This is a genomic window from Pantoea sp. A4 (assembly GCF_000295955.2).
GTDB lineage: Bacteria > Pseudomonadota > Gammaproteobacteria > Enterobacterales > Enterobacteriaceae > Pantoea > Pantoea multigeneris.
Map to the genome: position 1 here is coordinate 56,556 of NZ_ALXE01000068.1, position 25,438 is coordinate 81,993.

At 54.6% G+C, this 25,438-nt stretch carries 24 protein-coding genes; 12 read left to right on the forward strand and 12 right to left on the reverse strand.

Annotated elements, in window-relative coordinates; all coding sequences use genetic code 11:
* Nucleotides 1–30: 30 nt before the first annotated feature.
* Nucleotides 31–666 (reverse strand): TetR family transcriptional regulator, encoded by a 636-nt coding sequence (locus B880_RS0123275; protein ID WP_017349864.1) that lies wholly within the window; start codon nucleotides 664–666, stop codon nucleotides 31–33.
* Between the two features lie 92 nt (nucleotides 667–758).
* Here B880_RS0123275 and B880_RS0123280 point away from each other — a divergent pair, with 92 nt between their 5' ends.
* The 3 genes from B880_RS0123280 to B880_RS0123290 all read left to right on the forward strand — a co-directional run bounded on the left by B880_RS0123280 (nucleotide 759) and on the right by B880_RS0123290 (nucleotide 3,111).
* A complete protein-coding gene (locus tag B880_RS0123280) occupies nucleotides 759–1,433 on the forward strand; it encodes an O-methyltransferase (RefSeq protein WP_017349865.1) in 675 nt (224 codons plus the stop codon).
* 119 nt (nucleotides 1,434–1,552) lie between these two features.
* Complete coding sequence (locus tag B880_RS0123285) at nucleotides 1,553–1,852, forward strand: helix-turn-helix domain-containing protein (RefSeq protein WP_017349866.1); 300 nt, start codon at nucleotides 1,553–1,555, stop codon at nucleotides 1,850–1,852.
* Nucleotides 1,852–3,111, forward strand: coding sequence for a type II toxin-antitoxin system HipA family toxin (locus B880_RS0123290; protein WP_017349867.1), 1,260 nt, complete (start codon nucleotides 1,852–1,854; stop codon nucleotides 3,109–3,111). The genes B880_RS0123285 and B880_RS0123290 overlap by 1 nt, the downstream gene beginning before the upstream one ends.
* Nucleotides 3,112–3,140: 29 nt before the next feature.
* On the opposite strand, the gene B880_RS0123295 is transcribed toward B880_RS0123290, so the two are convergent.
* Nucleotides 3,141–4,202: an NAD(P)H-dependent flavin oxidoreductase gene (locus B880_RS0123295; protein ID WP_017349868.1), complete on the reverse strand. Its 1,062-nt coding sequence runs from the start codon at nucleotides 4,200–4,202 to the stop codon at nucleotides 3,141–3,143.
* 93 nt (nucleotides 4,203–4,295) lie between these two features.
* Here B880_RS0123295 and B880_RS0123300 point away from each other — a divergent pair, with 93 nt between their 5' ends.
* Entirely contained in the window at nucleotides 4,296–5,171 is an 876-nt protein-coding gene (locus B880_RS0123300; RefSeq protein ID WP_017349869.1) for a LysR family transcriptional regulator, read from the forward strand.
* Here B880_RS0123300 and B880_RS25500 read toward each other — a convergent pair.
* From B880_RS25500 to B880_RS0123320, 4 genes are all read right to left on the reverse strand, one after another.
* On the reverse strand, nucleotides 5,116–6,300 hold the full coding sequence (locus B880_RS25500) for a YbfB/YjiJ family MFS transporter (protein ID WP_017349870.1): 1,185 nt from the start codon (nucleotides 6,298–6,300) through the stop codon (nucleotides 5,116–5,118). The genes B880_RS0123300 and B880_RS25500 overlap by 56 nt on opposite strands.
* Nucleotides 6,301–6,456: 156 nt before the next feature.
* The gene (locus tag B880_RS0123310; protein ID WP_017349871.1) at nucleotides 6,457–6,993 is read right to left on the reverse strand and encodes an NADPH-dependent FMN reductase; all 537 of its coding nucleotides are present in this window, start codon (nucleotides 6,991–6,993) and stop codon (nucleotides 6,457–6,459) included.
* Between the two features lie 100 nt (nucleotides 6,994–7,093).
* Nucleotides 7,094–8,401 (reverse strand): 2-oxoadipate dioxygenase/decarboxylase HglS, encoded by a 1,308-nt coding sequence (gene hglS / locus B880_RS0123315; protein ID WP_017349872.1) that lies wholly within the window; start codon nucleotides 8,399–8,401, stop codon nucleotides 7,094–7,096.
* A 262-nt stretch (nucleotides 8,402–8,663) separates the two neighbouring features.
* Nucleotides 8,664–9,566: a LysR substrate-binding domain-containing protein gene (locus B880_RS0123320; protein WP_017349873.1), complete on the reverse strand. Its 903-nt coding sequence runs from the start codon at nucleotides 9,564–9,566 to the stop codon at nucleotides 8,664–8,666.
* 117 nt (nucleotides 9,567–9,683) lie between these two features.
* On the opposite strand from B880_RS0123320, the gene amaB reads away from it, so the two are divergent.
* Nucleotides 9,684–11,177, forward strand: a complete 1,494-nt coding sequence (amaB, locus tag B880_RS0123325; RefSeq protein ID WP_017349874.1) for an L-piperidine-6-carboxylate dehydrogenase — start codon at nucleotides 9,684–9,686, stop codon at nucleotides 11,175–11,177.
* 141 nt (nucleotides 11,178–11,318) lie between these two features.
* Nucleotides 11,319–12,599 carry an L-pipecolate oxidase gene (gene amaA / locus B880_RS0123330; protein ID WP_017349875.1) on the forward strand — a complete coding sequence of 427 codons (1,281 nt, stop codon included), beginning with the start codon at nucleotides 11,319–11,321 and terminating at the stop codon, nucleotides 12,597–12,599.
* A gap of 45 nt (nucleotides 12,600–12,644) precedes the next feature.
* Here the strand turns inward: amaA and B880_RS0123335 are convergent, their stop codons facing one another.
* Nucleotides 12,645–14,069: an amino acid permease gene (locus B880_RS0123335; RefSeq protein WP_017349876.1), complete on the reverse strand. Its 1,425-nt coding sequence runs from the start codon at nucleotides 14,067–14,069 to the stop codon at nucleotides 12,645–12,647.
* Between the two features lie 392 nt (nucleotides 14,070–14,461).
* Here B880_RS0123335 and B880_RS0123340 point away from each other — a divergent pair, with 392 nt between their 5' ends.
* The 5 genes from B880_RS0123340 (at nucleotide 14,462) to B880_RS0123360 (ending at nucleotide 19,601) form a co-directional block, all read left to right on the forward strand.
* The gene (locus B880_RS0123340; protein ID WP_017349877.1) at nucleotides 14,462–15,880 is read left to right on the forward strand and encodes a DNA cytosine methyltransferase; all 1,419 of its coding nucleotides are present in this window, start codon (nucleotides 14,462–14,464) and stop codon (nucleotides 15,878–15,880) included.
* Between the two features lie 99 nt (nucleotides 15,881–15,979).
* Nucleotides 15,980–17,014: an LLM class flavin-dependent oxidoreductase gene (locus tag B880_RS0123345; protein ID WP_017349878.1), complete on the forward strand. Its 1,035-nt coding sequence runs from the start codon at nucleotides 15,980–15,982 to the stop codon at nucleotides 17,012–17,014.
* A 180-nt stretch (nucleotides 17,015–17,194) separates the two neighbouring features.
* Nucleotides 17,195–17,920 (forward strand): pirin family protein, encoded by a 726-nt coding sequence (locus B880_RS0123350; RefSeq protein WP_017349879.1) that lies wholly within the window; start codon nucleotides 17,195–17,197, stop codon nucleotides 17,918–17,920.
* 118 nt (nucleotides 17,921–18,038) lie between these two features.
* The gene (locus B880_RS0123355; RefSeq protein WP_017349880.1) at nucleotides 18,039–18,569 is read left to right on the forward strand and encodes a hypothetical protein; all 531 of its coding nucleotides are present in this window, start codon (nucleotides 18,039–18,041) and stop codon (nucleotides 18,567–18,569) included.
* Between the two features lie 114 nt (nucleotides 18,570–18,683).
* On the forward strand, nucleotides 18,684–19,601 hold the full coding sequence (locus B880_RS0123360; RefSeq protein ID WP_017349881.1) for a bestrophin family protein: 918 nt from the start codon (nucleotides 18,684–18,686) through the stop codon (nucleotides 19,599–19,601).
* A gap of 5 nt (nucleotides 19,602–19,606) precedes the next feature.
* On the opposite strand, the gene B880_RS0123365 is transcribed toward B880_RS0123360, so the two are convergent.
* The 4 genes from B880_RS0123365 to B880_RS0123380 form a co-directional block, all read right to left on the reverse strand.
* On the reverse strand, nucleotides 19,607–20,503 hold the full coding sequence (locus B880_RS0123365) for an alpha/beta hydrolase (RefSeq protein ID WP_017349882.1): 897 nt from the start codon (nucleotides 20,501–20,503) through the stop codon (nucleotides 19,607–19,609).
* Nucleotides 20,504–20,669: 166 nt separating this feature from the next.
* A complete protein-coding gene (locus B880_RS0123370; protein ID WP_017349883.1) occupies nucleotides 20,670–21,008 on the reverse strand; it encodes a hypothetical protein in 339 nt (112 codons plus the stop codon).
* 38 nt (nucleotides 21,009–21,046) lie between these two features.
* Nucleotides 21,047–22,381, reverse strand: a complete 1,335-nt coding sequence (locus B880_RS0123375; protein WP_017349884.1) for a cation:proton antiporter — start codon at nucleotides 22,379–22,381, stop codon at nucleotides 21,047–21,049.
* Between the two features lie 64 nt (nucleotides 22,382–22,445).
* Entirely contained in the window at nucleotides 22,446–23,654 is a 1,209-nt protein-coding gene (locus B880_RS0123380; RefSeq protein WP_017349885.1) for an MFS transporter, read from the reverse strand.
* Between the two features lie 95 nt (nucleotides 23,655–23,749).
* On the opposite strand from B880_RS0123380, the gene B880_RS0123385 reads away from it, so the two are divergent.
* Nucleotides 23,750–24,688 (forward strand): LysR family transcriptional regulator, encoded by a 939-nt coding sequence (locus B880_RS0123385; RefSeq protein WP_017349886.1) that lies wholly within the window; start codon nucleotides 23,750–23,752, stop codon nucleotides 24,686–24,688.
* On the opposite strand, the gene B880_RS0123390 is transcribed toward B880_RS0123385, so the two are convergent.
* A complete protein-coding gene (locus B880_RS0123390; RefSeq protein WP_026042866.1) occupies nucleotides 24,689–25,189 on the reverse strand; it encodes a TIGR00645 family protein in 501 nt (166 codons plus the stop codon).
* Between the last annotated feature and the right edge of the window lie 249 nt (nucleotides 25,190–25,438).

Sequence of the window (25,438 nt, forward strand, 5' to 3'; positions counted from 1 at the left end):
GAAAAGCGGGTTGAAAGCGCCAGTAGCCGCTTATTGATGTTTCATGGCACTGAGTCGATAAGCGCAGCACATATCCGCCAGCCGGGCAGCGTAGTCACTGAGCTCCTGCTGTGAGCGGGCGGTTTGTGACAGACGTTTCCCCACCGAAGTCAGCGTGGTCCAAATCAGGGTGGCGACCTGCAACCGCTCTTCCCCTGCAACCCCGGCCAGCACCTGCGCCATCATCAGTTCGATGGCTTCCTGCTCCCGATCTCTTGCCTGATGAACTTCGGGCGCATCGTGATAGTAGGGGGCGGCATGTTCCAACGCGCTGCGCAGAGCCACTTCGTCATACTCCGACTGCACAAACGTCAATACCAGCTGCCGCAGCCGCTGTTCGGGTTGCAACGTTTCATCCAGCAGGATCGAACGTAATAGTGTGCCGTTTTGCTGCCACTCATCGCTTTGTAAGGCAAAGAGCAGCGCGGCTTTGTTGGGAAAATACTGGTACAACGAACCGATACTCACACCCGCCCGTTCCGCTACGCGTGCCGTGGTAAAACGCGGCATCCCTTCTTGCAGTAAAACCTGAGTAGCTGCCTGCAAAATAGCCTCAACCAGCCGTGCTGATCGCGCCTGCTTAGGGGATTTTCGTGAGGAAATACAGGGGGTTTCACGCTGGCTCATCGACGTCTCCGGGAATGCGATTATTAAATGCGATGAATTATTCGTATTCTGACTCTAGCACAAACGCACACCTTAAAGGCTGGAAAATACGCATGAACACCCTGACTACCGCACCCGTTGCTCCACTGTTAGAACAGCTCCTGATCGCCTCTGAAAGCGCCTGGGAACAGGACAGCGAACTCAGCCGTTTTTGGCACCAGCTGGACAAAAACCAGCGGCAGGAAATGATGCAAGGCAAAACGTCCTACATTGAGTTGTACAGCGCACTGCGTGACATGCCGCTGGCCGTATCCCGTGAGACGGGCAAGTTGCTGTATATGTTAGCGCGCTCAAACCGGGCGCAGAACGTAGTGGAGTTTGGCACCTCATTTGGCGTTTCGACCATTCACCTTGCTGCCGCCTTGCGCGACAACGGGGGTGGCCGCCTGATCACCACGGAATTTGAGCCATCTAAAGTCGCGAAAGCCACTGCACATCTGCAACAGGCGGGTCTGGCGGATTTAGTCGAGATCCGCACCGGGGATGCGCTGCAAAGCCTGAGCCACGATGTCCCCGCCGGGATTGATTTACTGCTGCTGGATGGCGCAAAAGGCTTGTATCTCGATATCCTGCGCCTGCTCGAAGACAAGCTGCGCCCTGGCACTATTATCCTCGCGGACGATGCCGATCACAGCCCGGAATACCTGCACTACGTACGCAACCCCGCTTCCGGCTACATGACCGTGGCGCTGGCGGAAGATATTGAGATCACCTTGCGACTGGGCTAACTGCTCTTTTTCATCACTAAATTATTTTTTAAAAGGTCAAAATAGACCTCTAATATTCGAATATCGCCCATAAGAGGTCTATAATGACCTCTTGATGTTTCGTATACTGAGGTTCAGTTATGGCAAATTTAATGCATTTGTTCTCAAACCCCACAGAGATTGCCAGCGGTATTGGACAAAACGTACTGAAACTGCGACTTGCAAAGAATCTCTCTCGGAAAACACTGGCACAACGTTCAGGTGTTTCAGAGTCTTCAATAAAACGTTTCGAGACCTCAGGCACCATTTCTCTGAGTTCGCTCATCCTTCTGGCCATTGCGCTGGATGAAATTACCCCAGTGGCACAACTGTTCCAATCCGTACCACCACGCACCATTGAGGAGCTGAATAACCGTCATCGTCAACGGGGCACGCGCTAATGTTCAAATCAACCCAGGCACTGCAAGTCTCTATGAACGGTATCTTAGTAGGGAAACTGCAGAAGATTGATGGCTCAGGCATCCATTTTAGCTATGCAAAATCCTGGTTAGCAGAGGGTTTTAACCTTTCGCCTTTCACCATGGATTTCACGGAAAAGCCACAGCTCGCCAAAGATAATCTGTTTCGCGGATTACACGGACCGTTTGCTGATTCATTGCCAGATGGATGGGGCTTACTGTTAATGGACCGCTTTTTTGACAGTCATTTTGGCGATGGCACCGCGAGAAAGCTGACCCCCCTGGATCGCTTAGCCTATCTAGGCGAGCGCGCAATGGGCGCTTTTGAGTATCACCCTACTGTCGAATATGGGGAACATAGTAATGACATCAATCTGGCCGAACTCTATGAAGCTTCCGTTGAAATACAATCTGGGCAGACTAATGAAGTCTTACAATCATTACGTATGGCTGGTGGCTCACCCGGCGGTGCCCGGCCTAAAGCGATCGTAGCGATTTCACGCGAAGGTAACCAGGCTAGCTCAGCTTTTGAATCCTTACCTGAAGGTTTTGATCACTGGATAGTCAAATTTCGAGCCCTGGATGAGCCTTGGGAAACCGGAGCAATTGAGCAAGCTTATGCCATCATGGCTGGACAGGCTGGCATCGTAATGCCTGAAACGCGGCTACTTGAAATTCCAGTTCAGAATGACCAACGTAATGAGCGCATATTTGCCACCAAACGCTTTGATCGCGTAGGTAACAGAAAGCGCCATATGATCACCGCGTGTGCTTTAGCTTATGCCAACTTTAGAGAACCATCGCTGGATTACAGCGACCTGCTTAAGCTAACCCATATGCTGACAAAAAATGCGGTGGATGTGGAAAAAATGGCCCGCTTAATGGTTTTTAATGCCCTAACTCACAATTACGATGATCACAGCAAAAACTTCGCGTTCCTGTATAACTCAGACAGCCGTACAGCAGAGGAAGACAACTGGAGTCTGGCTCCCGGATATGATTTAACCTTCTCTGAAGGTATGGGAGAACACACTACTGCTTATGCGGGTAGAGGAAAGCCCAATCGCAAATCAATTCTCGATTTATGCAAACCCTATCCATTTTTGAAACCTGATGAATACATTGAACAAACCTTAGATGCCCTGGCTAACTGGAAAAACGTTTTCAATCAGTTAAATATCAATGATAAAGCGGGTAAAGGAATATTCAAAATTCTTGAGCAGCAATGGAAACAATTTTAGCCATTGAAACAAGCCTTCTTTGAATGTGCTCAGTCAACCAGCATCAGCTCCTTAGCCCACTGGCCGATCAGTTCGGCGGCGGGGCGCGGTTGCGCCAGGGCCACCGCTTGTCCGGCCCAGTAAGCGCCATACCCGGCGACCTGCTGGGCACTGGCCGCCTGCGCCAGCGCTTTGCCTAGCGCATAGGTCAGCGGGTAATCGGGGATCTCCTCGGCGGTCGCGGTGCGGGTTTGACGGGTGAATGCGCTTTCCAGACTGCGCGCTGGACGGCCTGAGATTGCCGCCGTCATCACCGTGCTGGCCGGGTGACTGGCGCGGATCATCTCACGGTAAGTCGCATCGCTGGCGGCTTCCGGGCAGAGTAAAAAAGCACTCCCCAACTGCGCGGCCTGAGCGCCCAATTGCAGTGCGGCCGCAATGCCCTGGCTGGTCATGATGCCGCCTGCCGCAATCAGTGGGAGATCAACGGCCTGATGCAGAATCTGCACCAGCGCCAGCGTACTCAGCTGTTGATCCGGCTGCTGTGGATCGAACATGCCACGATGCCCACCCGCTTCATAACCCTGTGCCACAATGCCATCGATGCCGCTGGCAGCACTCTGTTGTGCCTCTGTCAGCGAGGTCGCCGTGGCGAGCAGCACAATACCCTGAGCTTTCAGTTTTTCAATCACCGCCTGTGGTGGGAGGCCAAAGTGAAAACTCACCACCGCTGGGCGAGTTCTGAGTAGCACATCCAGTAACGCATCATGGTGATTAAAACTGGTGTAAATCTCCGACAGTGCCGCAGGGGGAGAAGCATTGAGACGGGTAAATTCTGGCTGTAAACGCGCGATCCACGCCTGCTCTTGCGTTGGGTTACGTCGTGCAGGTTGATGACAGAACAGATTGACGTTAAACGGACGGGACGTCAGTGCCTGGGTTGCCTTGATCTGCGCCTCCGCCTGCTCTGCCGTACTGGCTCCCAGCCCGAGAGACCCCAATGCACCGGCATTACTGACAGCGGCCGCCAACTGCGGGGTGGCAACACCGGCCATCGGTGCCTGAATAATCGGGAGTTTCACACCTAATCGATCGCTTAACAGAGATTGCATCACACACTCCTGCTTGAACTTCGCCATTTGCTGCCCCTAAAATCTCCTGGTGAGAGGTAAACTTCAACATCGTTCCCATTTTGAGAATCAAACATGAACCATACTTCACTCGAAATTTTTTGCGTGGTGGCTGGGGAGCTGAGTATTACCCGTGCGGCCAGGCTACTGGGGCGCGTACAGTCCAATATCACCACCCGTATTCAGCAGCTAGAAGAAGAGTTAGGCGTGGCGCTGTTTGTACGCGAAAGCAAACAACTACGGCTGTCTGCGGAAGGGAAACAGTTTTTGCAGTATGCCAAAAAGCTGCTGGCGTTAGCCGAAGAGGCGCGTCAGTCATTGCACCCACAGCATCCGGCGGGCACTTTGCGCCTCGGGTCGATGGAGTGTACCGCGGCTAGCCGCCTGGCCGGGCCACTGGTGGCGTTCAGTAAGGCTTTTCCCGACGTGCAGCTCACCCTGACTACCCAACCCACCCAACAGTCTCTGGCGGCAGTGGTTAACGCGGAGCTGGATTGTGCGCTGGTGGCCCTGCCCCGTGCCGCTGATGGCACGCCGGTGTGTCCACCCGAACTGAGTGCGCTGCCGTTATTTGATGAAGCTTTACTGCTGTTACTGCCGGTGAGCTTACAGGGGATAGGTGATTACAGCGAGGTGCAGGGCGTTACGCTGGCAACCTTCCGTGCCGGATGCAGTTACCGGGCGCTGGCGGAGCAGTATTTACCTGCCCCGCTGTCGATGCAGGAAGTCAGTTCTTATCACACCATGCTGGCCTGCGTGGCGGGCGGCAACGCGGTCTGCCTGTTGCCCGCCAGCGTATTAGCGTTGATGCAGCACCCACAATCGCTGCACAGCCTGCCGGTGTGTAACGCCATGACCTGGCTGGTATGGCGTAATGGCTACAGTTCGCCCGCTTTCAACCAGCTTCGCCATCTGCTGAGCGAGGCAGCAAAGTCAGCAGCGCGGCAATAAACAGAGCCGCCGCAGCGCTAAACAGCGAAGAAGCAAATGAACCAGACAGGCTGTATAACGCGCCTGCGAGCAGCGGGCCGACAATCTGCCCGATGCCATACAGTGCGGTCATCGCGGCAATCATATTGAAATTCACCACATGCGCCAGTCGACGTGCGGCTGAGAGGGCGATAGTCACCGTCCCCATAAAGGTGAAACCTACCAACAGTGCGCTGGCAAGGCACATCAGCAGGGACTGGCTGAACGCCGGTAAACTGACGCCCACCGCCTGCACCAGCAGGTTGGTGGTAAAAGCGGGACGGTAGCTAAAGCGTGCCACCAGGCGGTGCCAGATAAAACAGGAGGGCACGGCTGCCAGGCCGAATACCGCCCAGATCTGAATCGGATCAACCCCTTTCAGCGAGCCACTCAAAAACAGCGGCAGGTAAGTCGCGGTAATGATGTAGCCGAACCCTGCCAGCCCGTAAATCGCCAGCAGACGGTAGGCCTCACGCGAGTTTTCACCCTCACTGCTGTGCTGCGAACCCTGCTGCACAGTGGTCGTCAGTAAATTCGCCGGGCTGCTAAAGAGCCGGAACACCAGCGCCAGCAGAACCAGCGCACTCAATGCACACACGCCCCACAGGGTATAGCTGGAGAGTGTTAACGCTTTACCCAGTGAGATAAGCTCTGCCGAAATAAAAATACCCGCGCCTACGCCAGAAAACAGCAGCGGTGCGCCTTGCATATGTTTCATGTGCTGGAGCAGCCATTGCGAACCGGCTACCAGCGTGAAGGCACTAAATACCCCGGCCAGGCCACGAATCGTAATGATCCAACCCGCCGATGAAACCACGGCCAGTAATCCCATTGCGGCAATGGTGCCGAGCAGTGCCAGGCGGCAAAACAGGCTGGCACGCTGCGGCTGGAGCTTAGCCAACAGAAGTGCCCCCGCGAGATAGCCCGCATAGTTGGCGGATGCGGCAAGGTTGGCCTGATGCAGCGTCAGCACCCCTTCACTCAACATGCGTGGAAGAATGCCGGTATAGGCAAAGCGACCATAGCCCATGCCAATAATCAGCACGACGCAGCCTGCCAACGCTAGCAGCAGGCCGTGGTGCTCGGGTTTAAAACGGTGGGCGGATAACATGTCTGCTCCTGGTGGGAAGAACGATCAATCGTTTAATCTCAAAAAAAGAATGATGGTAATTAAGTAATCTTTTATTGAGATATTATCGATTCGTGTACAGCCCGACAAGCGCAAGTTTATGTTACTTTGAGCCACTTCTCTGCGAAGAGAACCGCGTTATGCCAGGAGAAGTTGCTGCCACAGCGCCTGCAAACGCGGGCTGATTTCCGCGTGATCCAGCAGCTGTTGTGCTGATGCCTCCGGGAGCACCAGCGGAAGATCCAGCGAAGCATATGGGCTGCATGCCTCAAGGACGTTGCCGCCCATCAGACCCAGCGTGGTGGTCAGCTGCTGTTGCGCCGCCACCGCCCGCACCGAGACGTTAGGAAAGGCAATCGGTTTATCGGTCAGCTCCCCGCTCCCGACAATCCAGTCGAGGGCATTCTTCATCACGCCGCTGACGCCCAATGCATATTCGGGGGAGGCCAACAACACAAGATCTGCCCGCGCTAACGCAGCACGCCATGCACGCACTGCCCTGTCGTCACACCCGTCACGATCCGGATTAAACAGCGGCAAATCGGCCAGATCCGGGTAGATCTGATAATTGACCGATGCGGGAGCCAGTAGCTCCATCGCACGTAAAAAGCGGAGATTCAGCGACTCCGCGCGTAAACTCCCGCAAACCGCCAGCACATTTTTCCTGTTGCTCATGTTGATGCTCCATATCGTTGAAAAGCCAAAGCAGCACCAGCTTACCGGTCTGGGGCACAAATATGGCTAACTAATCCGTTATATTTTATGATTGCCCCGCCTATACCTCATCAAACACTCGCTGTAGTGAAGCCTCTTCCAGCGCCTGATATAAGCTGAATTCATCCGTGACCCGGCAGCCCAAAGCCGCTTCAAACGCCGCTTTATTGGGGCTACCCTGGCTCACGCCGCTGCGTTCACTATCAAGATTAGACTGGAAGATCCCTGCGGCACTGACCGGTAAGAAGTCTTCGTAGATGATCGGGGTTGCTGTGATGACCCCGGCGGCCAGTAGCGCTTCCAGATGCTGGCGGGAATTCTGTGCGGCGGGCAGTGGTTGTCCTGCGGCCAGCGCATAGCGGAAATAGCCGAGCTTTTGCTGGCGTAGCGTGGTTTCATCGTCCGGGAACTGCGTGAAGGCGGCGGCATCATTCTGTTGTAGCAGGCGATCGTACAACGCGCGGCCTGTTGGCGTCAGCGCCATACCACGCTGTTCGATCTCCCCGAAGCGGGCAGTATGTTTGCCTTCTGCATGGTCGCTAAACACAATTTGCTCGCTCAGCGCCTTAAAGCTGGTTTGTCGCAGCAGGATCGGCACCTGACGGCGCGGCGGTCCCTCAATACTCTCTTTTGGCGTGATCTGGTACTCCGGCATCGCCGCCTGCACCGCATCGATGTTTAGGGTACGCGGCGTCAGGTGGTTAATGTGTGGGCCTTTGAAGCACACCACGTCAGCCACGAGCCGATGCTGTTCTGACAAGGCATTGTAGGTGGCAAAGTCGACCTGAGCCTCCCGATGCCAACGGAAGGTTTCCAGTGCTTCACGCACAAATTCATCGGCTTCTGCATCGTCCAGGCCACCTTGCTGCTGGCTATGTGCGATCAGTTCACGCGCGCGTGGCGTGAAGATATCGCGCTGGTTCAGGATGGACTCTGCCCGCTGGCGCAACTGGTCGTCAGCAATCAGCTCTAAGCGGAGCAGCGAAGTAAAGACGCGGAACGGGTTGAAGCGCAGTGAAGCTTCATCGGTGGCGCGGAAGGCGGTGGAGTGTACCGGCACTCCGGCAGCAGAGAGATCGTAATAACTGACCGGCTGCATCCCCATCACCGCAAACAACTGGCGCATAGTAGAGAGCTCCTGCGCGGTCCCGAGGCGGATGGCGCCGTGGCGCTCAACGTTAAGGCGGTTAAGTTCTTCCTCACGTTCATCGGCGCTGAAGGTCGCGGGATATTGCTGCAAATACGCGCCGTTAACGCGCTGTACAATTTGCAGTAGCGTGCCATATTGCGGCACCTCGCGCTGGTACATCTGCGACATCGCTTTAGAAAAACGATCGCGAATCACATCCGGGGAAATAAAGCGCTGCATCTTTCTCTCCTTAAACCTGTAGGGTATAAAACGCCTGTGCAGTGACTGGCGCAAAATAGCGATCTGGCGACCACCCCGCGGTGTGCACGTTGATGAATAGCGTAGCAAGATGTGGGAGGTCGGTAGCGCGAGAGGTGTCACGAATAGGGTGTTTCCCTATGAATTTCTTACACATCGCGCCGGTTATCCCGCATGGAAACAAAAAAGGGGCAGGTCACTCAAACGAAAAAAAGCCGGGTATCCATTCTTTTTTTTCCTGTCATCAGGGCGCTGGACTGGCGACACGTGACTGGATCCAGTCGATAAAGCCCGTCACTTTCGCTGCGTGGCGCGCATTTTCAGGCACGGCGATGTAGTAAGCATTTTCAGGCGAAACCATACTGTGCGACCACGGGATAACTAACTTTCCTTCCCGCAACTCCTCTTCCACAAACATGCGCGGCACCAGCGCAACACCACAACCGACCTTCGCCGCCTGAATCGACATTAAAAAGGTTTCAAAACGGGGGCCGTGATAGCTGTGTTCGGTATGCAGGCCCTGCGCTTCATACCAGTCATGCCAGGCTTCAGGCCGGGTAGCACTCTGCAATAACACCAGGTGCGTCAGCTCCAGAGAAGAATTTAAAGGATGAGGCGGTAAAATTGCCGGAGAACACACGGGCACCACTTCTTCATCCAGCAATTTAATACAGCAAGCTTTGGGCCAGTTTGCACGGCCATAATAAAAAGCGATGTCGATATTCTCTTCATCAAAATCAAAAATATCGATCCGACTCGAAATATTTAAATAAACATTGGGGTGTTTAAAACGGAAACCATTCAGGCGTGGCATAAGCCAGTGGACGCCAAAGGTGGGCAGCGCATTGACATTGAGCACCTCATTACGGCTACCGTAGGAGAGCATATAACGGGTCGACATTTCGACCTGCGTTAATACTTTTCTCACTTCTGTGAGATAGATCGAGCCCTCCTGCGTCATCTGTAATCTTTTTCGCACGCGTTGAAACAGGCTGGTCGCCAGAATAACTTCCAGTTGGCCAACCTGTTTACTCACCGCACTCTGGGTAATGTTTAACTCTTCCGCCGCTTTCGTGAAACTTAAATGTCGGGCAGAAGCTTCAAAACACTGCATTGAAATCAACGAGGGCATATAGCGACGATTCATATCACCTTCACAACTTTACGGAATGAATTAAATCAAAAATGTCGTTTGTTCCAACTTGCCAGCGCCGTCAATACTGGCTCAGGGAAAGTTTTTGTCAACTAAATAATAGGTGATGGAATGATTAAGGATCTGATGCTGCGCCTCGGCGTTGAAGAAAATACCTGGCTGGGCGGGGATTATGCCGTCAATTCGCCAATTGATGGCAGTGTAATTGGCAGGATTAAATTTCATTCTGCCGAGGAAGTGGATCAACGCATTGCAAAAGCGCAAGACGCCTTTTTACTCTGGCGTCAGATCCCGGCACCACGTCGTGGTGAACTGGTGCGACTCTATGCCGAACAGCTGCGCCGCCACAAGGAAGAACTGGGCGCATTAATCACCTGGGAGTGCGGAAAAATCTTGCAGGAAGGACTGGGTGAAGTACAGGAGATGATAGACATTTGCGATCTGGCGGTGGGCCAGTCGCGCCAGCTGTATGGCCTGACCATCGCCTCAGAGCGCCCAGGTCACCATATGCGCGAAAGCTGGCACCCGCTGGGGGTCATCGGCATTATTACCGCGTTTAACTTCCCGGTCGCACCGTGGGCGTGGAATGCTGCCCTGGCGCTGGTATGCGGCAACAGTCTGCTGTGGAAACCCTCGGAAAAAACGCCACTTTGCGCCTTAGCCGCGCAGGCACTGTTAGACAAAGCGATTGCGCAGTTTGGGCCAGAAGCCCCAGACGGGCTAAGCCAGGTCATTCTTGGAGCGCGCACGCAAGGCGAACAGCTCACTAATGACCGCCGCATCCCTTTGATCAGCGCCACGGGCAGCACGCGTATGGGGCTTGAGATTGGGCCGCAGGTTGCAGCACGCTTTGGTCGTAGCATCCTTGAGCTGGGCGGGAACAACGCGATGATCGTCTCTGAACAGGCCGATCTCGATATGGCATTACGCGCCATTGTTTTTTCTGCCGTCGGCACCAGCGGCCAGCGCTGCACCAGCCTGCGCCGTTTGATTGTACAGCGTTCGGTATTGGCAGATTTACTGCCACGCCTTAAGCAAGCTTACAGCAATGTCAGTATCGGAAATCCGCTCAATGGCTCGCTGCTCGGCCCACTGATTGATGCTGATGCCTGGGGCGCCATGCAGCAAGCCCTACAGCAGGCAAAAGCCGCCGGAGCCCGTATCTCCGGCGGCGAACGCGTTTTAGAGAACAAATATAGCGCGGGTTATTACGTCTCCCCGGCGATTGTGGAAGTGGATCGCCAGCATGATTTTGTCCGTCGCGAGACATTCGCCCCCATCCTCTATGTGCTGCCTTATGACACGCTGGATGAGGCGATAGCGCTGAATAATGATGTGCCACAAGGGCTCTCCTCCTGCATCTTCACCACCGATGTCCGTGAAGCTGAACGCTTTATTTCGGCTACCGGCAGTGACTGTGGCATTGCCAATATTAATATCGGCCCCAGTGGGGCAGAAATTGGTGGGGCGTTTGGTGGCGAAAAAGAGACGGGCGGCGGGCGTGAATCCGGCTCGGATGTCTGGAAAAGCTATATGCGTCGCCAGACCAATACCGTCAACTATTCCCGAGAGTTACCGCTAGCTCAGGGGATTAAATTTAACTAAATCCAACGTGAAAGCTGCCGTCTCATCGGCAGCTTTTTCTATCACTATTTCCTATGGTAATGCTGCTTTTTTTCTTCGCTTTCCGGCCGCAAAAATAGATTAACCCATCATATTTAATGCAGTTCCTTCTCGGGAGTTTGTATGGAACAGAGGTGTTTATGGGAAAGTACATCGCCTGAATCAGCGCTGACCTTTCCGGTTTTATCTTCAAAGGTAGAAAGTGATGTCGTTGTGATTGGCGGGGGCATTACGGGCTTATCCACCGCCCTGCACCTTGCTGAACGCAATATGTCGGTCACCCTACTGGAAGCAGGTGAGATTGCACAGGGTGGCTCCGGGCGTAATGTCGGTCTGGTTAACGCGGGAGCGTGGATCCCACCGGATGATATTCGCGAGGTGCTCGGCAACGAGAACGGCGAACGGGTAACCCGCATGATGGGCGAGGCACCAGCCCTGGTCTTTTCCCTGATCGACCGCCATGGTATCCGCTGTGATGCCACACGCAGTGGCACCTTACACCTTGCACACAACGCCACGGGGGTGAAAGATCTGACCCGCCGTTTTCAGCAGTTGAGCAGCCGTGGCGCGCCCGTTGAGTTGCTGAATCAGTTTCAGGCACAGCAACTGGTGGGCAGTGCCAGCGTCCCCGCTGCGCTGCTGGACAAACGGGCAGGTACGCTGAACCCCACCGCTTACACTCGTGGGCTGGCACGTGCAGCCGCCGCCGCGGGTGCACGTATTTTCACGCAAAGTGGAGTCACTGGCTTGAGCCGCAACGGGTCTGGCTGGCGAGTACAGACAGCCCGTGGCGAGGTTAAAGCCGACCGCGTAGTTTTAGCGACCAATGCCTATACCGAGGATGACTGGAACTGTATTAAAGCCCACTTTTTTAAAGCCTACTATTTTCAGGTGGCGTCAGAACCCCTTAGCCAGAGCGATGCGCAGATCATTTTCCCTGAACGCCAGGGCTCCTGGGACACCAAAACGGTGCTGAGCAGTATTCGTAAGGATGTGCATGATCGGTTACTGTTCGGCACGATGGGCTCCGCTTCCCGTAAACCGCTCGCCTGGATTCGCGGCTGGGTCAATAGCCAACTGCGCTTCTACTTTCCATTCCTGCGTAACGTGAAGTGGGAATGCAACTGGACCGGCACCATTGGCTTTACCCCAACCCACACCTTTCGTATTTTTGAGCCCCTGCCGGGCATGTTAGCGGTGAGTGGTTACAATGGCCGGGGTGTCACCACGGGAACGGCGGTGGGGAAAGGTTTTGCACACTATCTGGCTACCGGCAGTGAAGATTGCCTGCCGCTGCCGCTGTTGCAGTATTCGCCGGTAAGTAATACGACGTTACGCTCGGCGGTGTTTGAAAATGGTTTTACCCTGTATCACTCGGGGCAGATTTTGCGGGTATTTGCCTGATCATTGTTATGTCCGTGCGGCGGTAAACACCGCACGGGCAACAGTTTATTTCGTTGTCTGATACGCCGGTTTACGAAGATGACTCTGCGCAGTCCCCACCAGATCAGCCTTGCGTCCACGGGTGGTATACAGCCCACATCCCAGCATAATTAGCGTGACTGCGGCCGTCATTAGCGTCTCATAACGATACTGCTCAGACACGAACATATAGCCCAATACCGCCACAATCACCGCAATCGTTGCCAGCGTCAGCCACGGGAACAGCCACATGCGGAACTCCGGCTCAATGCCCTGCCGCTGTAAGGCGAAACGCATACGCAGCTGGGAAATCGCCACCACCAGATAAACGATCAGCGCGATTGCGCCCGTGGTAGAGAGCAGGAAGTCGAACACTTTGCCAGGGAACGCGTAGTTGGCGAAGCAACCGACAAATCCGGCCAGCGTAGAGCTCAGCACAGCAATGCGTGGAACGTTTCCTTTAGAGACACGGCACATTCTGGCTGGCGCATCACCACGCGTTCCAAGGGAGTAAAGCATACGTGAAGCCGTATAAAGTCCCGAGTTCATGCAGCTACAGACCGCGACAAAGACCACGATATCCACCATCAATTTCGCGCCCGGAATATTCAGCTGAGAGAGCGCATACTGGAAGGTGCCCTGTGTCTTCAGGCCCGCGTCATTCCAGCCTACCAGTGAGACAACGAGGAAAATCGAGAGGATATAGAACAACGCGATACGGTAGACCACCAGACCATTGGAACGCCGAATCTGCTCTGCTGGATTATCTGACTCCGCTGCGGCAATAGTGACAATCTCCGCGCCAAAGAAGGAGAAAATGGTAATCAACACACCGGAGAGGACTGCACCGAAGCCATGTGGCATAAAGCCGCCATGATCCCACAGGCGTGAAACACCACTGATATTGGAAGTGGGTAAATGGCCAGTTATCGCCACAATACCAATCACAATAAAGGCAATAATTGCCGCAACTTTTACAATAGAGAACCAGAACTCAAATTCACCAAAGTTTTTCACATTAAACAAATTGGTGATGGTTAACAGCACCATAATGGCAACGGTAAATAGCCATGCTGGAATTTCAGGCACGGCGGCATTCAGGATATTAGCGCCCGCAATAGCTTCCACTGGAATAATAAGTACCCAGAACCACCAATATAGCCAGCCGATGGTAAATCCTGCCCAGGGACCAATCGCTTTGGTCGCATAAGTTGAAAATGATCCCGAGTCCGGGTGTAATACCGCCATCTCACCCAGCATTCGCATTATCACTAATACCATTAATCCGGTAATTGCATAAGAAATGAGTATGGCTGGCCCCGCCATCGCAATGGCACTGGAAGAACCAACAAACAGCCCTGCACCGATAATTCCTGCAATAGAAATCATAGCCACTTGCCTGCTGGACAAACCATTCCCGAGGGATGAAGCATTATTATCTGTCTGATTCATAGGAGTTCCTGCGTGGTTGTGATGATGTCTGGCTTTCTCTGGCAATACAGGTAACAGGTGAGAGTAATAATTATCGCCATAATGTCGGAGAGAAAGAAATCATCAAGTTGGTTTGCAATAATATTTTCTTATCTTCCTGATAATTATTTATATTTATCCTTGAGCGTTATTGAGTATCTGTAAGAGTAAATAAACTTCCAAACGACAATTGGGAATGAGTTGATTCTTTTTTTTCCTGACTTTTTACTGTTCTCCAGGGGAGATTATTTCCCTGTCCGGTTGTCAAACCGGCCACAATCCTTTCATCAACACTGTGTACCCGTTCACACCCCTGGCGTTTCCTCTGGGTCAAATGAGTGATACATTCGCACCCCTTAGACCGAGGAGATCGTATGACGGATTTTGCCACCCTGGCGCAGTCACTGCAGGCACAAGCAGAAAGTGAAAAACAACAACGACAAACCGCAGATAAACACCTGATTGAGCAAGTGGTTGCTATTTATGGTCAAAAAGCCGTGGCAGAACTGCTGCGTCAGGTGGATGAACGCGAATGGAGCAGAGAGTCGCTTAACCGCTGGATTAACGGCAAATGTGCCACCAAAGCGCTGACCTCATCTGAAGTGCGTCTGTTAGAGCAGATGCTGCCACAGCCCCCTGCACATCACCCTGATTATGCTTTCCGTTTTATCGACCTGTTCGCCGGGATCGGCGGTATTCGCCGTGGCTTTGATGCCATTGGCGGCCAATGTGTCTTCACCAGCGAGTGGAATAAAGAGGCGGTGCGCACCTATAAAGCTAACTGGTATCACGACCCGGAACATCACCAGTTCAACACCGATATCCGCCAGGTGACGCTTAGCGACCAGACGGACGTGAGTGAACAGCAGGCCTATCAACACATCAATAGTCAGATTCCCGATCACGATGTATTGCTGGCGGGCTTCCCGTGCCAGCCCTTTAGCCTGGCGGGTGTGAGTAAAAAAAATGCGCTGGGGCGCGCACATGGTTTTGAGTGTGAAGCCCAGGGCACACTGTTCTTTGACGTTGCCCGTATCATTACCGCTAAGCGTCCGGCCATTTTTGTGCTGGAGAACGTGAAGAACCTCAAGAGCCACGACAAAGGCAACACCTTCCGCATCATCATGGAAACCCTCGACGAGCTGGGTTACGAAGTGGCCGACGCCGACGCCGGTAAAGACGATCCGCGCATTGTTGATGGCCGTCATTTCCTGCCACAGCACCGTGAGCGTATCGTGCTGGTCGGTTTCCGTCGTGACCTGAATCTGCATCAGGGCTTTAGCCTGCGCGATGTCCAGCAGCATTATCCTGCCCAGCGCCCGGCTTTTGGCGACCTGCTGGATGCAGAAGTCGATCCCCGCTATATCCTGAGCGAAAAGCTGTGGGACTATCTCTACCGTTATGCGAAAAAACATGCAGCGCGCGGTAATGGCTTCGGTTTCGGTCTGGTGAACCCGCAGGATGCCAACACGGTGACACGCACCCTGTCGGCACGTTACCACAAAGATGGTTCGGAAATTCTGGTCGATCGCGGCTGGGATCGTGCTGTAGGGGAAGAGAACTTCCAGGATGCAGCCAATCAGCTGAACCGTCCGCGCCGCCTGACGCCGCGCGAATGTGCACGACTGATGGGCTTTGAACAACCTGGCGAGAAACAGTTCCGCATTCCGGTATCAGATACGCAGGCCTATCGCCAGTTTGGTAATTCGGTGGTGGTTCCGGTGTTTGCTGCTGTCGCCCGCTTACTCCAACCGCGCATTTTACAGGCCGTTGCGGCGCGGAAAAAAAGCTAATCTGAGCCGCGCATAATCAGTGCTGTAATCGGCATTTAATGCGATCGCGCTGCCACGACATAATTCATGCAACCACGGTTCCTACCCGGAGAATGAACTATGTCTGGCAGTGCGCAATCCCCTGTGGCGATCTCCCATATCGCCTTTCTTACCCCTGGAAACTACCCCGATCATCACCCACTGAGCGGCCTGGAAGAGACGTTGCAGCTTTTTACCTATGGTGAAGAGCTAGGCTACAACGGAGCATGGGTGCGCCAGCGCCATCTTGAACATGGCGTCTCTTCTGCCAGCACTTTTCTTGCGGCGGCCACCCAGCGCACCCGCAAAATTGAGCTGGGCACCGCCGTGATCCAGATGGGTCTGGAGAGTCCCTTCCGCCTGGCAGAAGATTTGCTGACGGTGGATGTGCTCTCGTCCGGCCGACTCAACGTGGGCCTGAGCGCCGGGAAACCTAATCATGTGGAGCTGGTGGGCCATTCCGTCTTCCACGGCGAGTGGGAACAGCAGGATTTCTCTTACGATCGCGTGCTGGCACTGCGTGAAAACCTCAGCGGTCGCTACTTCGGGGATGAGGAGACCTATATTGTCTCTCCCGGCAATCGCCAGCGCCCGCGCGTGCAGCCCCCTTCACCGGATCTCGCTAACCGCCTGTGGTACGGCGGCGGCTCGTTGCGCTCGGTGCAATGGGCGGCGGAAAACCAGTTCAACCTGCTGATTGGCAACCTGACCTCCGGGGAAGATACCGATGACTATTATCAGGCTCAATTGACACAGCTAGCGCATTTTCAGGCGCATCTGCCTGCGGGAACGACGCGTAAGCCGCGCATTGCCGCAGGCCGCGTGATTATCCCGACCGACAGCGCCTCTGCGACCACCCGCCAGCGCTACCGGGATTTTGCCGCCAGCCGTTATGAACGCACGCTGACACCACAAGGGCCAAGACGCACCCTGTTCTCGCGCGATATTGTCGGCAGTAGTGAAGAGATACTGGCACGCCTGCTGCAAGATCCCGTTCTGCGTCAGGTTGATGAACTCCGGCTGGAACTGCCTTATGAATTTACCGTCAGTGAGTATCGCCAGATCCTCACTGATTTTATTACCCGCATTGCACCGGGCTTAGGCTGGAAGCCTTAAACCTGCCCTGAACACCACTCCGTTGAGTGGTGTTTTCCTTCCCGATACCGTCAGCCAGATAGTCAACTAAATCGTGACAGTGATTGCCATTGCAGCCGATTGTTGAACAAATTCGTTTACGTATAATTCATCACATCGGAAGCGCAAACGCCTTCCCCCCTACTAACCCAGGAGCACATCATGATCGAGCAAAGATTGTCAGAACAACGCGGTGTTGGTGATCACGGCTGGCTGAATTCACGCCATACCTTCTCTTTCGCCAGCTACTGGGACCCAGAGCAGGTTGGCTTCTCTGACCTGTTGGTGATTAACGACGACCGTGTCGCGCCTTCACGTGGTTTTGGTGCTCACCCGCACCGCAACATGGAGATCATCTCCTATGTGCTGGAAGGTGCGTTAGAGCATAAAGACTCAATGGGCACCGGATCGGTCATCGTCCCTGGCGATGTTCAGCTCATGAGCGCAGGTTCTGGTGTCACACACAGCGAATTTAACCACTCCAAACAGGATGGAGTGCACTTCCTGCAGATCTGGATTGTGCCGGAAGAGAACAATACGCCACCGCGCTACCAGCAAATCTCCGTGCCTGCGGCAGAAAAACAGGGCCATCTGCGTCTGATTATCTCGCCGGAAGCGCAAGAAGGATCGCTGAGCGTGCGTCAGGACATCCGCATCTACAGCGGACTGTTCGACGGTGATGAGCAGCAGACTTTCGCGCTGGATGCTGACCGCTATGCTTACATTCATGTGGCCCGTGGCAGCATCAAAGTGAACGGTATTGAATTTAAAGCCGGTGATGGCGCACGCGTTCGTAACGAAAGCAGCCTGACCTTTAGCGAAGGCGAACAGGCCGAAGTCTTGCTGTTTGACCTGCGTCCGGTTGAAGTGAACCATCCAACCCGTTAATCATCCCTCTCTATCGGCCACTGTTAAGTGGCCGTTTTTAATGAACTTTTTCTATTTTCAGTACACCCATCTCATTGCCTGACTTCCAGGCGGCTTCCCTTTTCCTAAGGAGTTTCAGATGGACGTACAAAGCGCCCTGTATCACATACACAACAACTTCAAAACTTTCGACCAGGACAAAAGCGGCTGGCTCGATATGAAAGAGCTCAGCAATATTGCCAATGGCACCGGCGGCACTTACAGCCAGCAAAAAGATCGCGAGGCGGCACAAACACTGCTCAATAATCCCGAATATTTTGCGAAAGCGGATAAAACCCACTGGTGGCAAAGCCGCGATGGCCAGGCCACTCAACAGAGCCTGTACGAAGTGGCTAAAAAGACGCCTTCAGGCATAGGCGCGCTGGATTTTAGCCAAACCAGGCCGGGTTGCGAGATGGCAGCCATGCCTGGCTGGGGCATTGGTAATGGTAATGGTTTCAGCGGCGGTAACGGCTTTGGTAACGGTAATGGTTTTGGTAGCGATAATAGCTTCGGCGGCAATAATCAGTCAGGCCTGCTCTCCCAGATGGGCAAGATGATGAGCACAATGATGGAGAGCATGATGTCGATGTTTAAAAACCTGATGAGCTTCAGTCCGTTTCGCTTTTAACCTTCCAGGGTAGCTACGGCTACCCTCCTTACCCCGTAACACGTTACCAGTCGATTTTCTGTGATGTTGCGCGTAGGCTAGTCGTTATCAATTGCTTACACGCCCTCTCAACTTATGATTATCCGTCCGCAACAGCACTGGTTCCGTCGGCTGCTTGGCTGGCATGGTTCAGTACTGCCGCACATTCTGTTTCGCCTTGGGCTTAATCTGGCAATGTCGGTGATCGCAATTCTGACCTACCAGTGGTATCAGGGTTTTGGCTTCCGCCTGACCATTGCGCCTTTTAGCCTGCTTGGTGTTTCGATTGCTATCTTTCTTGGCTTTCGCAATAACGCCAGCTATGCGCGTTTTATTGAAGCCCGCTTACTCTGGGGGTCGTTGGTGATCACCCACCGCTCGCTGTTACGCCAGATCAAGAGCATTCTGCCGCAACAGGAACAGGCTGCACGTGAGTTTGCGGCGCTGCAAATGGCTTTCAGCTGGAGTCTGAAACATCAGTTACGTGAGACCAGTGGCCGGGAAGATCTGCTGAGATTAGTACCAGAACGCTGGCGCAATGAGGTGATGAACAGCCCGCTGCCCACCAACCGGCTGCTGCTGTGTATGGGAACCTGGCTGGGCGAACTGCGCAGCAAAGGCGCAATCAGCGATATTTTATGGCAAAGCGTGGACGCCAATCTAAATCAGCTTTCCGCAATCATGACCGGCTGTGAGCGTATTGCCGGTACACCGATTCCGTTTGCCTATACGCTGATTTTGCATCGCACCGTTTACCTGTTCTGTAGCCTGCTGCCGTTTGCGCTGGCCGCCGACCTGCATTTTATGACACCGCTGGTCTCGGTATTTATTTCCTATACTTTTCTGTCGCTGGAGTCACTGGCGGCTGAGCTGGAAGCGCCGTTTGGTGAAGAACCTAACCACCTGCCGCTCAACGCGATGTGTGTCACCATTGAACGCAACTTGCGGGATATGAACGACGATCTGCCGCTGCCCGCCCCCGCTCTGCCCGACAGCAACTTCGTGCTGAATTAAGTGGGCTAACCCAGATTATCCAGCCAGCGCACATAGGCCTGATCCCACAGTGCCGCTGGCGTCCCCGCTTTACCCAGTCCAAACCCATGCCCACCCTGGCTAATTTGAATCAGCTCAACCGGCACGTGATTACGGCGGCAGACATCACGCATGAGTTCAGTGTTATAGGGGTTAGAGGTATGGTCATCTTCAGCCTGTGCGAGAAAGGTCGGCGGATAGTGGCCAGTGACATAATTTTGCACGGACCAACGGGCTTCATCACTGGCCGTCGCGTCTTTACCCACCAGGATCAGGTGGGTTGAAGTGTGCTGATACGGTGCCTCGAGAGTAATCACCGGGTAAATTAAACCGGCGCTGTCCACCGTCGGCGTAATATCATCGAGTGCATCCTGGCGTGGATAAGAGGAAAAATCCGGGCGACCAGCGGCCATTCCCAGCAAATGCCCACCTGCAGAAAACCCCAGCACATGAACTTTTCGCTCAAAAGAGCGCACCAGCCGAATCGCGCGTTGGGCGTCCTGGAGCGGAGCCAGGTGCCCCGCTTGCCACTGCTCATGAGGTAAACGGTAGCTCAGCACATAGGCGGTATAGCCATTGGCATTGAGCCAGCTTGCCACCGGCCAGGCTTCACGCCCCATGCCAATTTGACGGTAGCCACCGCCTGCGGCGATCAATACGGCTTCACCATTCGGGTGCTCAGGTCGGAAACGTTGAATTGAGGGGCTGACGATATTGGTCCACGAGCCGTTACGGCTGATTTTGATCGGACCAGACGGGCCTCCCCCTCCGGGCGGATCATCTGGCCAGAGGGGAATAATGTCATCCCGGGCAAATAGCTTGCCCGCTGTCATCGAAAACAGCACGACTCCAGAGCCGAGTAAAAAGTGACGACGCGTAATCATAGAACCTGCATTTATCAATCAAAAGGTCATGCCAGCCTTTTAATGGCTGGGTCTTATTGTCATGCAGGTCCTGTGCCAGACGGCGCAGATTATGTGCGCAATTGTCAGGCGAAATCCAGCGTATTTATGTGACAGTTTGCAGAAATTTTACTCAGCCTGCGTGGCGTTAATCTTCCTGCTGAAACTGTGTCATAACCGACTGGGTACATTGCTGTTCGTTGACGCGCAGCTTACTGCGCTCTGCGTCATCCAGCTGTAACCAGGCAGCCGCAACTTCGCTGGCTTTTTCTTCATCAAAAACAGGTTGTTGCAGTGCTGAAGATGACTGACTGCCTGCAATTCCACTTTTGATTTTCGCCACATAGCTCTCTGCGGTTTGCGTGGTTTTTTCGCTGTGCACAATGTGACACAGCTGGCTGGCGTATACGCTCTCTTCGCCGTCGTCAGCTGCCCAAGCCCCTGCTGAAAGCAGCATACCCGACACGATCACTACGCTAAATTTCATTTTGTTCTCCTGTTGTGCAGAAATGTACGGAGCCTATTTTAAATCTGATTGCGTTGGCGTGCAGCACGCCAGTTAAGGAGTGGCGTAACCGTCACACCATGCACCACAATGCTGCAAACTACCAACGTCAGGGCCATATCGATTACCACCTGCGCCTGGTTTCCCACCATGCCGTGCACCCACGCCCAGGCAATGTAGTTGATACTGCCAATGCCGCGAATCCCCAACCACCCAATCAACAGCCGTTGGTCCAGAGGAATGCCGCACCCCAGGGTCGTTAGCCACACCGCCAGCGGGCGCACGATGGCAAATAACAACAGACCCAACAGAATGCCGGTGACGTTCCAGTGCTGCGCCAGCGTCACGCCAAGCACCACCATCATCGCGGCAGCCAGCAGGCGTTCAATGGTGTCACCAAACGACAGAGCATCGCCGACCACCAGACCCACGGATTTCACCATGCCGCTGCCGCCGTGTTCTAAACGCTGGTTGGGATTCACCAACGTTTCCGCAGGCATCACTCGCTGCTCTTCAGGCAGATCTTGCGGCGGATAACGCCGCACCACCTGCAACTCAGCCCGTCGTAACCCGACGCCAGCGGCGAAAGTGGCGAGGAAACCGGAAGCATCCAGCGACTGTGCAATCGCATAGCTCAGGGCGATCAGCGCCAGGGCGAGAAAATCATTCGGCGCAGTATCCTCATGTGCGCTGCGCAGATGCGTGGCTAACAGGCCAATCAACCGGCCTAAGGCATAGCCCAGGAGGAGGCCGCCGCCAATCGCCCAAAGGACATCGACGCCAAACCAACTGCCCACCGCAGCCAGGTTGGTATTGTCATAATTGAGCAGCAATACTGCCAGCATGAGCAGCGGTAGCGCAGAGCCGTCGTTCATGCCTGCTTCGCTGGAGAGGGCAACGCGCAGCGCATCGTCATCGCGAGCATCATTCACGGAAATCAGGCTGGCTAACACCGGATCGGTCGGGGCGACAATCGCGCCAAACGCCAGACACAACGGCCAGGAGAATCCGGTTAGCCAATGCATCAACAGCGCCATCCCGGCTACCGTTAGCAGCATCGCAGGGAAGGCTAACCTCAACCCTATGCGCCAACTGTGCGCGCGCAGCGGCAGGCGTAGCTTAAGGCCCGTGATAAATAACGAGGCCGCCATCGTGATTTCGGTGATGTGCAGTGCCAGAGTGGCATGGGAGATAATATCGAGGTGCAGCAGGTCAAGCATCCACGGGCCACAGAGGATACCGGCCAGCAGATAGAGTCCAAATGACGTCACTGGTCCACGGTGAATCCACCCTGAAGCCAGTGACATTAAGAGCAGTAAAGCGCCAGTTGCTGCAGTCCAGGCCAGAAAGTCCATCATATTCCCACAATCGCTGAAGATGATGTTTAAGCCTGGCACAGGATTGCGTTTCTATCGGCGATCAGTTTTTCAGGTGGCTGCTGCACAGGCGGACAATCAAACTTGCCGCACCCGCTACCGTGGCCAGCGTCACTACGCCAGTCCAGCCGAAGTGGGCCAACGCTGCGCTGCCCAGCGCCGCACCTGCCGCCATACCAATAAAGACCACCGTGAACAGCAGTGCATTCAGGCGGCTGCGTGCTTCCGGTGCAAGGCTGTACACCAGGCTCTGGTGAGCAACCAGCGAGGTCTGAACACCGAGGTCAAAGCCGATGGTGCTGAGGATAATCAGCCCCAGCTGCGCGGGCAGTGGCAACAGCGGCAGCAGGAACATCAGTCCAAACGACACCGTCACCAGGCCCGCGCCAACCTGCGTCACTCGTGCTGGGCCAATACGGTCAGCAAAGCTACCTGCCAGCGGTGCAGCCAGTGCACCCGCTGCACCTGCCAGACCAAATGCCCCTGCTACGGCGCTATCCAGATGGAAGCGTTCGCTTAGCATCAGCGCCAGCGTTGACCAGAAGGCGCTGAACGCTACGGAGAGCAAGCCTTGCGCCAGTGCCGCACGGCGCAGCGTCTGGTGGTGCTGCCACAGGTGAGCCAGAGAGAGCAGCAAGCGCGGATAGCTGACATTAGTGCCCGGTTGGAAGCGTGGCAGCGCACGCCACAGCGCAATACTGATCATCAGCACCATCGCTGCTGCAAGGTAGTACATGCTGCGCCAGCCAAAATATTCGGCCATGAAACCGCTGACTACGCGGGAAAGCAAGATACCCACCAGCAGCCCGGTCATGACGGTTCCTACCGTTTTGCCCCGGCTACGCTCCGGTGCGAGGGCAGCAGAAGCGGGCACGATATCCTGTGCTACCGTGGCGGTCAGCCCGGTCACAAAGCTGGCAATTAACATCGCATTCAGACCGCCAGAGAAACCACACAGCAGCAAGGCGGCAACCAGCAGCAAGCCTTTGATCAGGATGATCTGACGGCGATCGTGGCGATCGCCCAGCGGGGCAAGTAACAGAATCCCGAGTGCATAACCTGCCTGGGTCAGCATCGGTATCATACCGACGCCACCAATGCTGGCGTGGAACTGCTTGCTGATGATATCCAGCATCGGCTGGCTGTAATAAATAGAGGCGACGGAGACACCCGCGCCAGCGGCCAGGGTGAACACCAGCGGGCCAGGTAATTTTTCTGTCGATGCAGCAGATATGCTGTTAATCGCGGACATGGTTGTTATCTCCAGGGGGTCAATGCGGCTATTAAACCCTGTTCGAGCTATACGTGGTAGAGTGATAAAAAGCAAAACGGATATACGTGAAACGTATGAGCAAAACCACAGCCACCTCTGATCGCATCGAACTGATGCAGACCTTTATCCGCATCGTAGAGAGCGGCAGCCTGTCTGCGGCTGCGGCACAGTTGGAAACCACGCAGCCGACCATTAGTCGCCGCCTGCAGACGCTGGAACAGCGCCTTGGCCTGAAGCTCATCCTGCGTACCACCCACGCGCTAAAGCTGACCGATGATGGTGAGCGCTGCTATGCGCAGGCCCGGCAGCTGCTAGCCACCTGGCACGCGCTGGAAGATGAACTGACCGGTGCCAGTGACGACCCGATTGGCACACTGCGCGTCAGGGCGCCGCATGCTTTTGGTCAGGACCAGATGATTGCGCCGCTGCTGTCATGGATGGAGCGCTATCCACGCCTGAATGTGGAGTGGATGCTGAACGATCGCACCCCGGATTTTATCGCAGAAAATATCGACTGTGCGATTCAGGTCGGTACGCCAACGGATACCTCGCTGGTCACCATTTTGCTGGCCGAAGTCCCGCGCATTGTGGTCGCCGCACCCGCTTTACTGGCGCGCTATCCATCCATGAATAACATCCAGCACATCTCCGACCTGCCGTGGCTGGCACTGACCAGTTTTTACACCAAAGAGATCGCCTTGCAGCGGCAAACTGACGGGGAAACGCTGAATATCGCCATCGCTCCACGTCTCAGCAGCGATAGCCTGTATGCCGTGCGTCGGGCAGCACTGGCGGGAATGGGTGCGGCGGTGATGCCCGCCTGGGTGGTGCAGGAAGATATTGCGCAGGGTGCTCTGGTGCAGCTGGTGCCCGAATGGCAGGCTCCCCCGCTGCCCGTGTGGCTGACCTATCCCTGGGCCAGCTACTATCCGGCGCGGCTGCGGCACTTCTTCGCGATGGTGCGTGAAGAGATGCCGCAGTTAGCTGGCGCGCGTCCGGCCAGCCAGCGCTAATCAGTGGCTTTTATCGTAGCGAGACATGCGGTCAAGGTAGCCCATGACAAACGCCGACAGGACAAACGTCAGGTGGATAATCACATACCACATCAGTTTGTCGTTCTCGACGCTGCGTGCTTCCATGAACACCCGCAGCAGGTGAATAGAGGAGATGGCCACGATGGAAGCCGCCACTTTATTTTTCAGTGAGCCGGAGTCCATTTTGCCCAGCCAGCTGAGCTTCTCTTTGTGTTCATCGATATCCAGCTTCGAAACAAAGTTCTCGTAGCCAGAGAGCATCACCATCACCAACAGTCCGCCTACCAGCGTCATATCGACCAGCGACAGCAGCAGCAGGATCAGGTCATTTTCGCTGACGCTGAAAATCTCCGGCAGCAGATGATACAACTCCTGGAAAAACTTGATGGTCAGCGCCAGCAGGCCCAAAGAGAGGCCAAGATAGACCGGGGCCAGCAGCCAGCGTGATGCATACATCAGGTTCTCGGTAAAACGTTCCATAACTTCCCACACCTCATCAGACATTTTCCGCAGTATACCGGATGTTGTGTGAATTTATTTCAGTAGCAAGAAAAGTCTTGGCCGGGAGAAAACTGTGCGCCAGCGCAGATAAGCAAAGCGATTTCATGCAGATAAGCAAACAGGTTGTGAGCTTGTTAGCAAAGCCGCTATCTCGCCGTTGTGCAATTTTTAGCTGCCCCGTACGCTCTAAATGGTTTCAATGATCCATTTAAAATCAAAATGGAAATT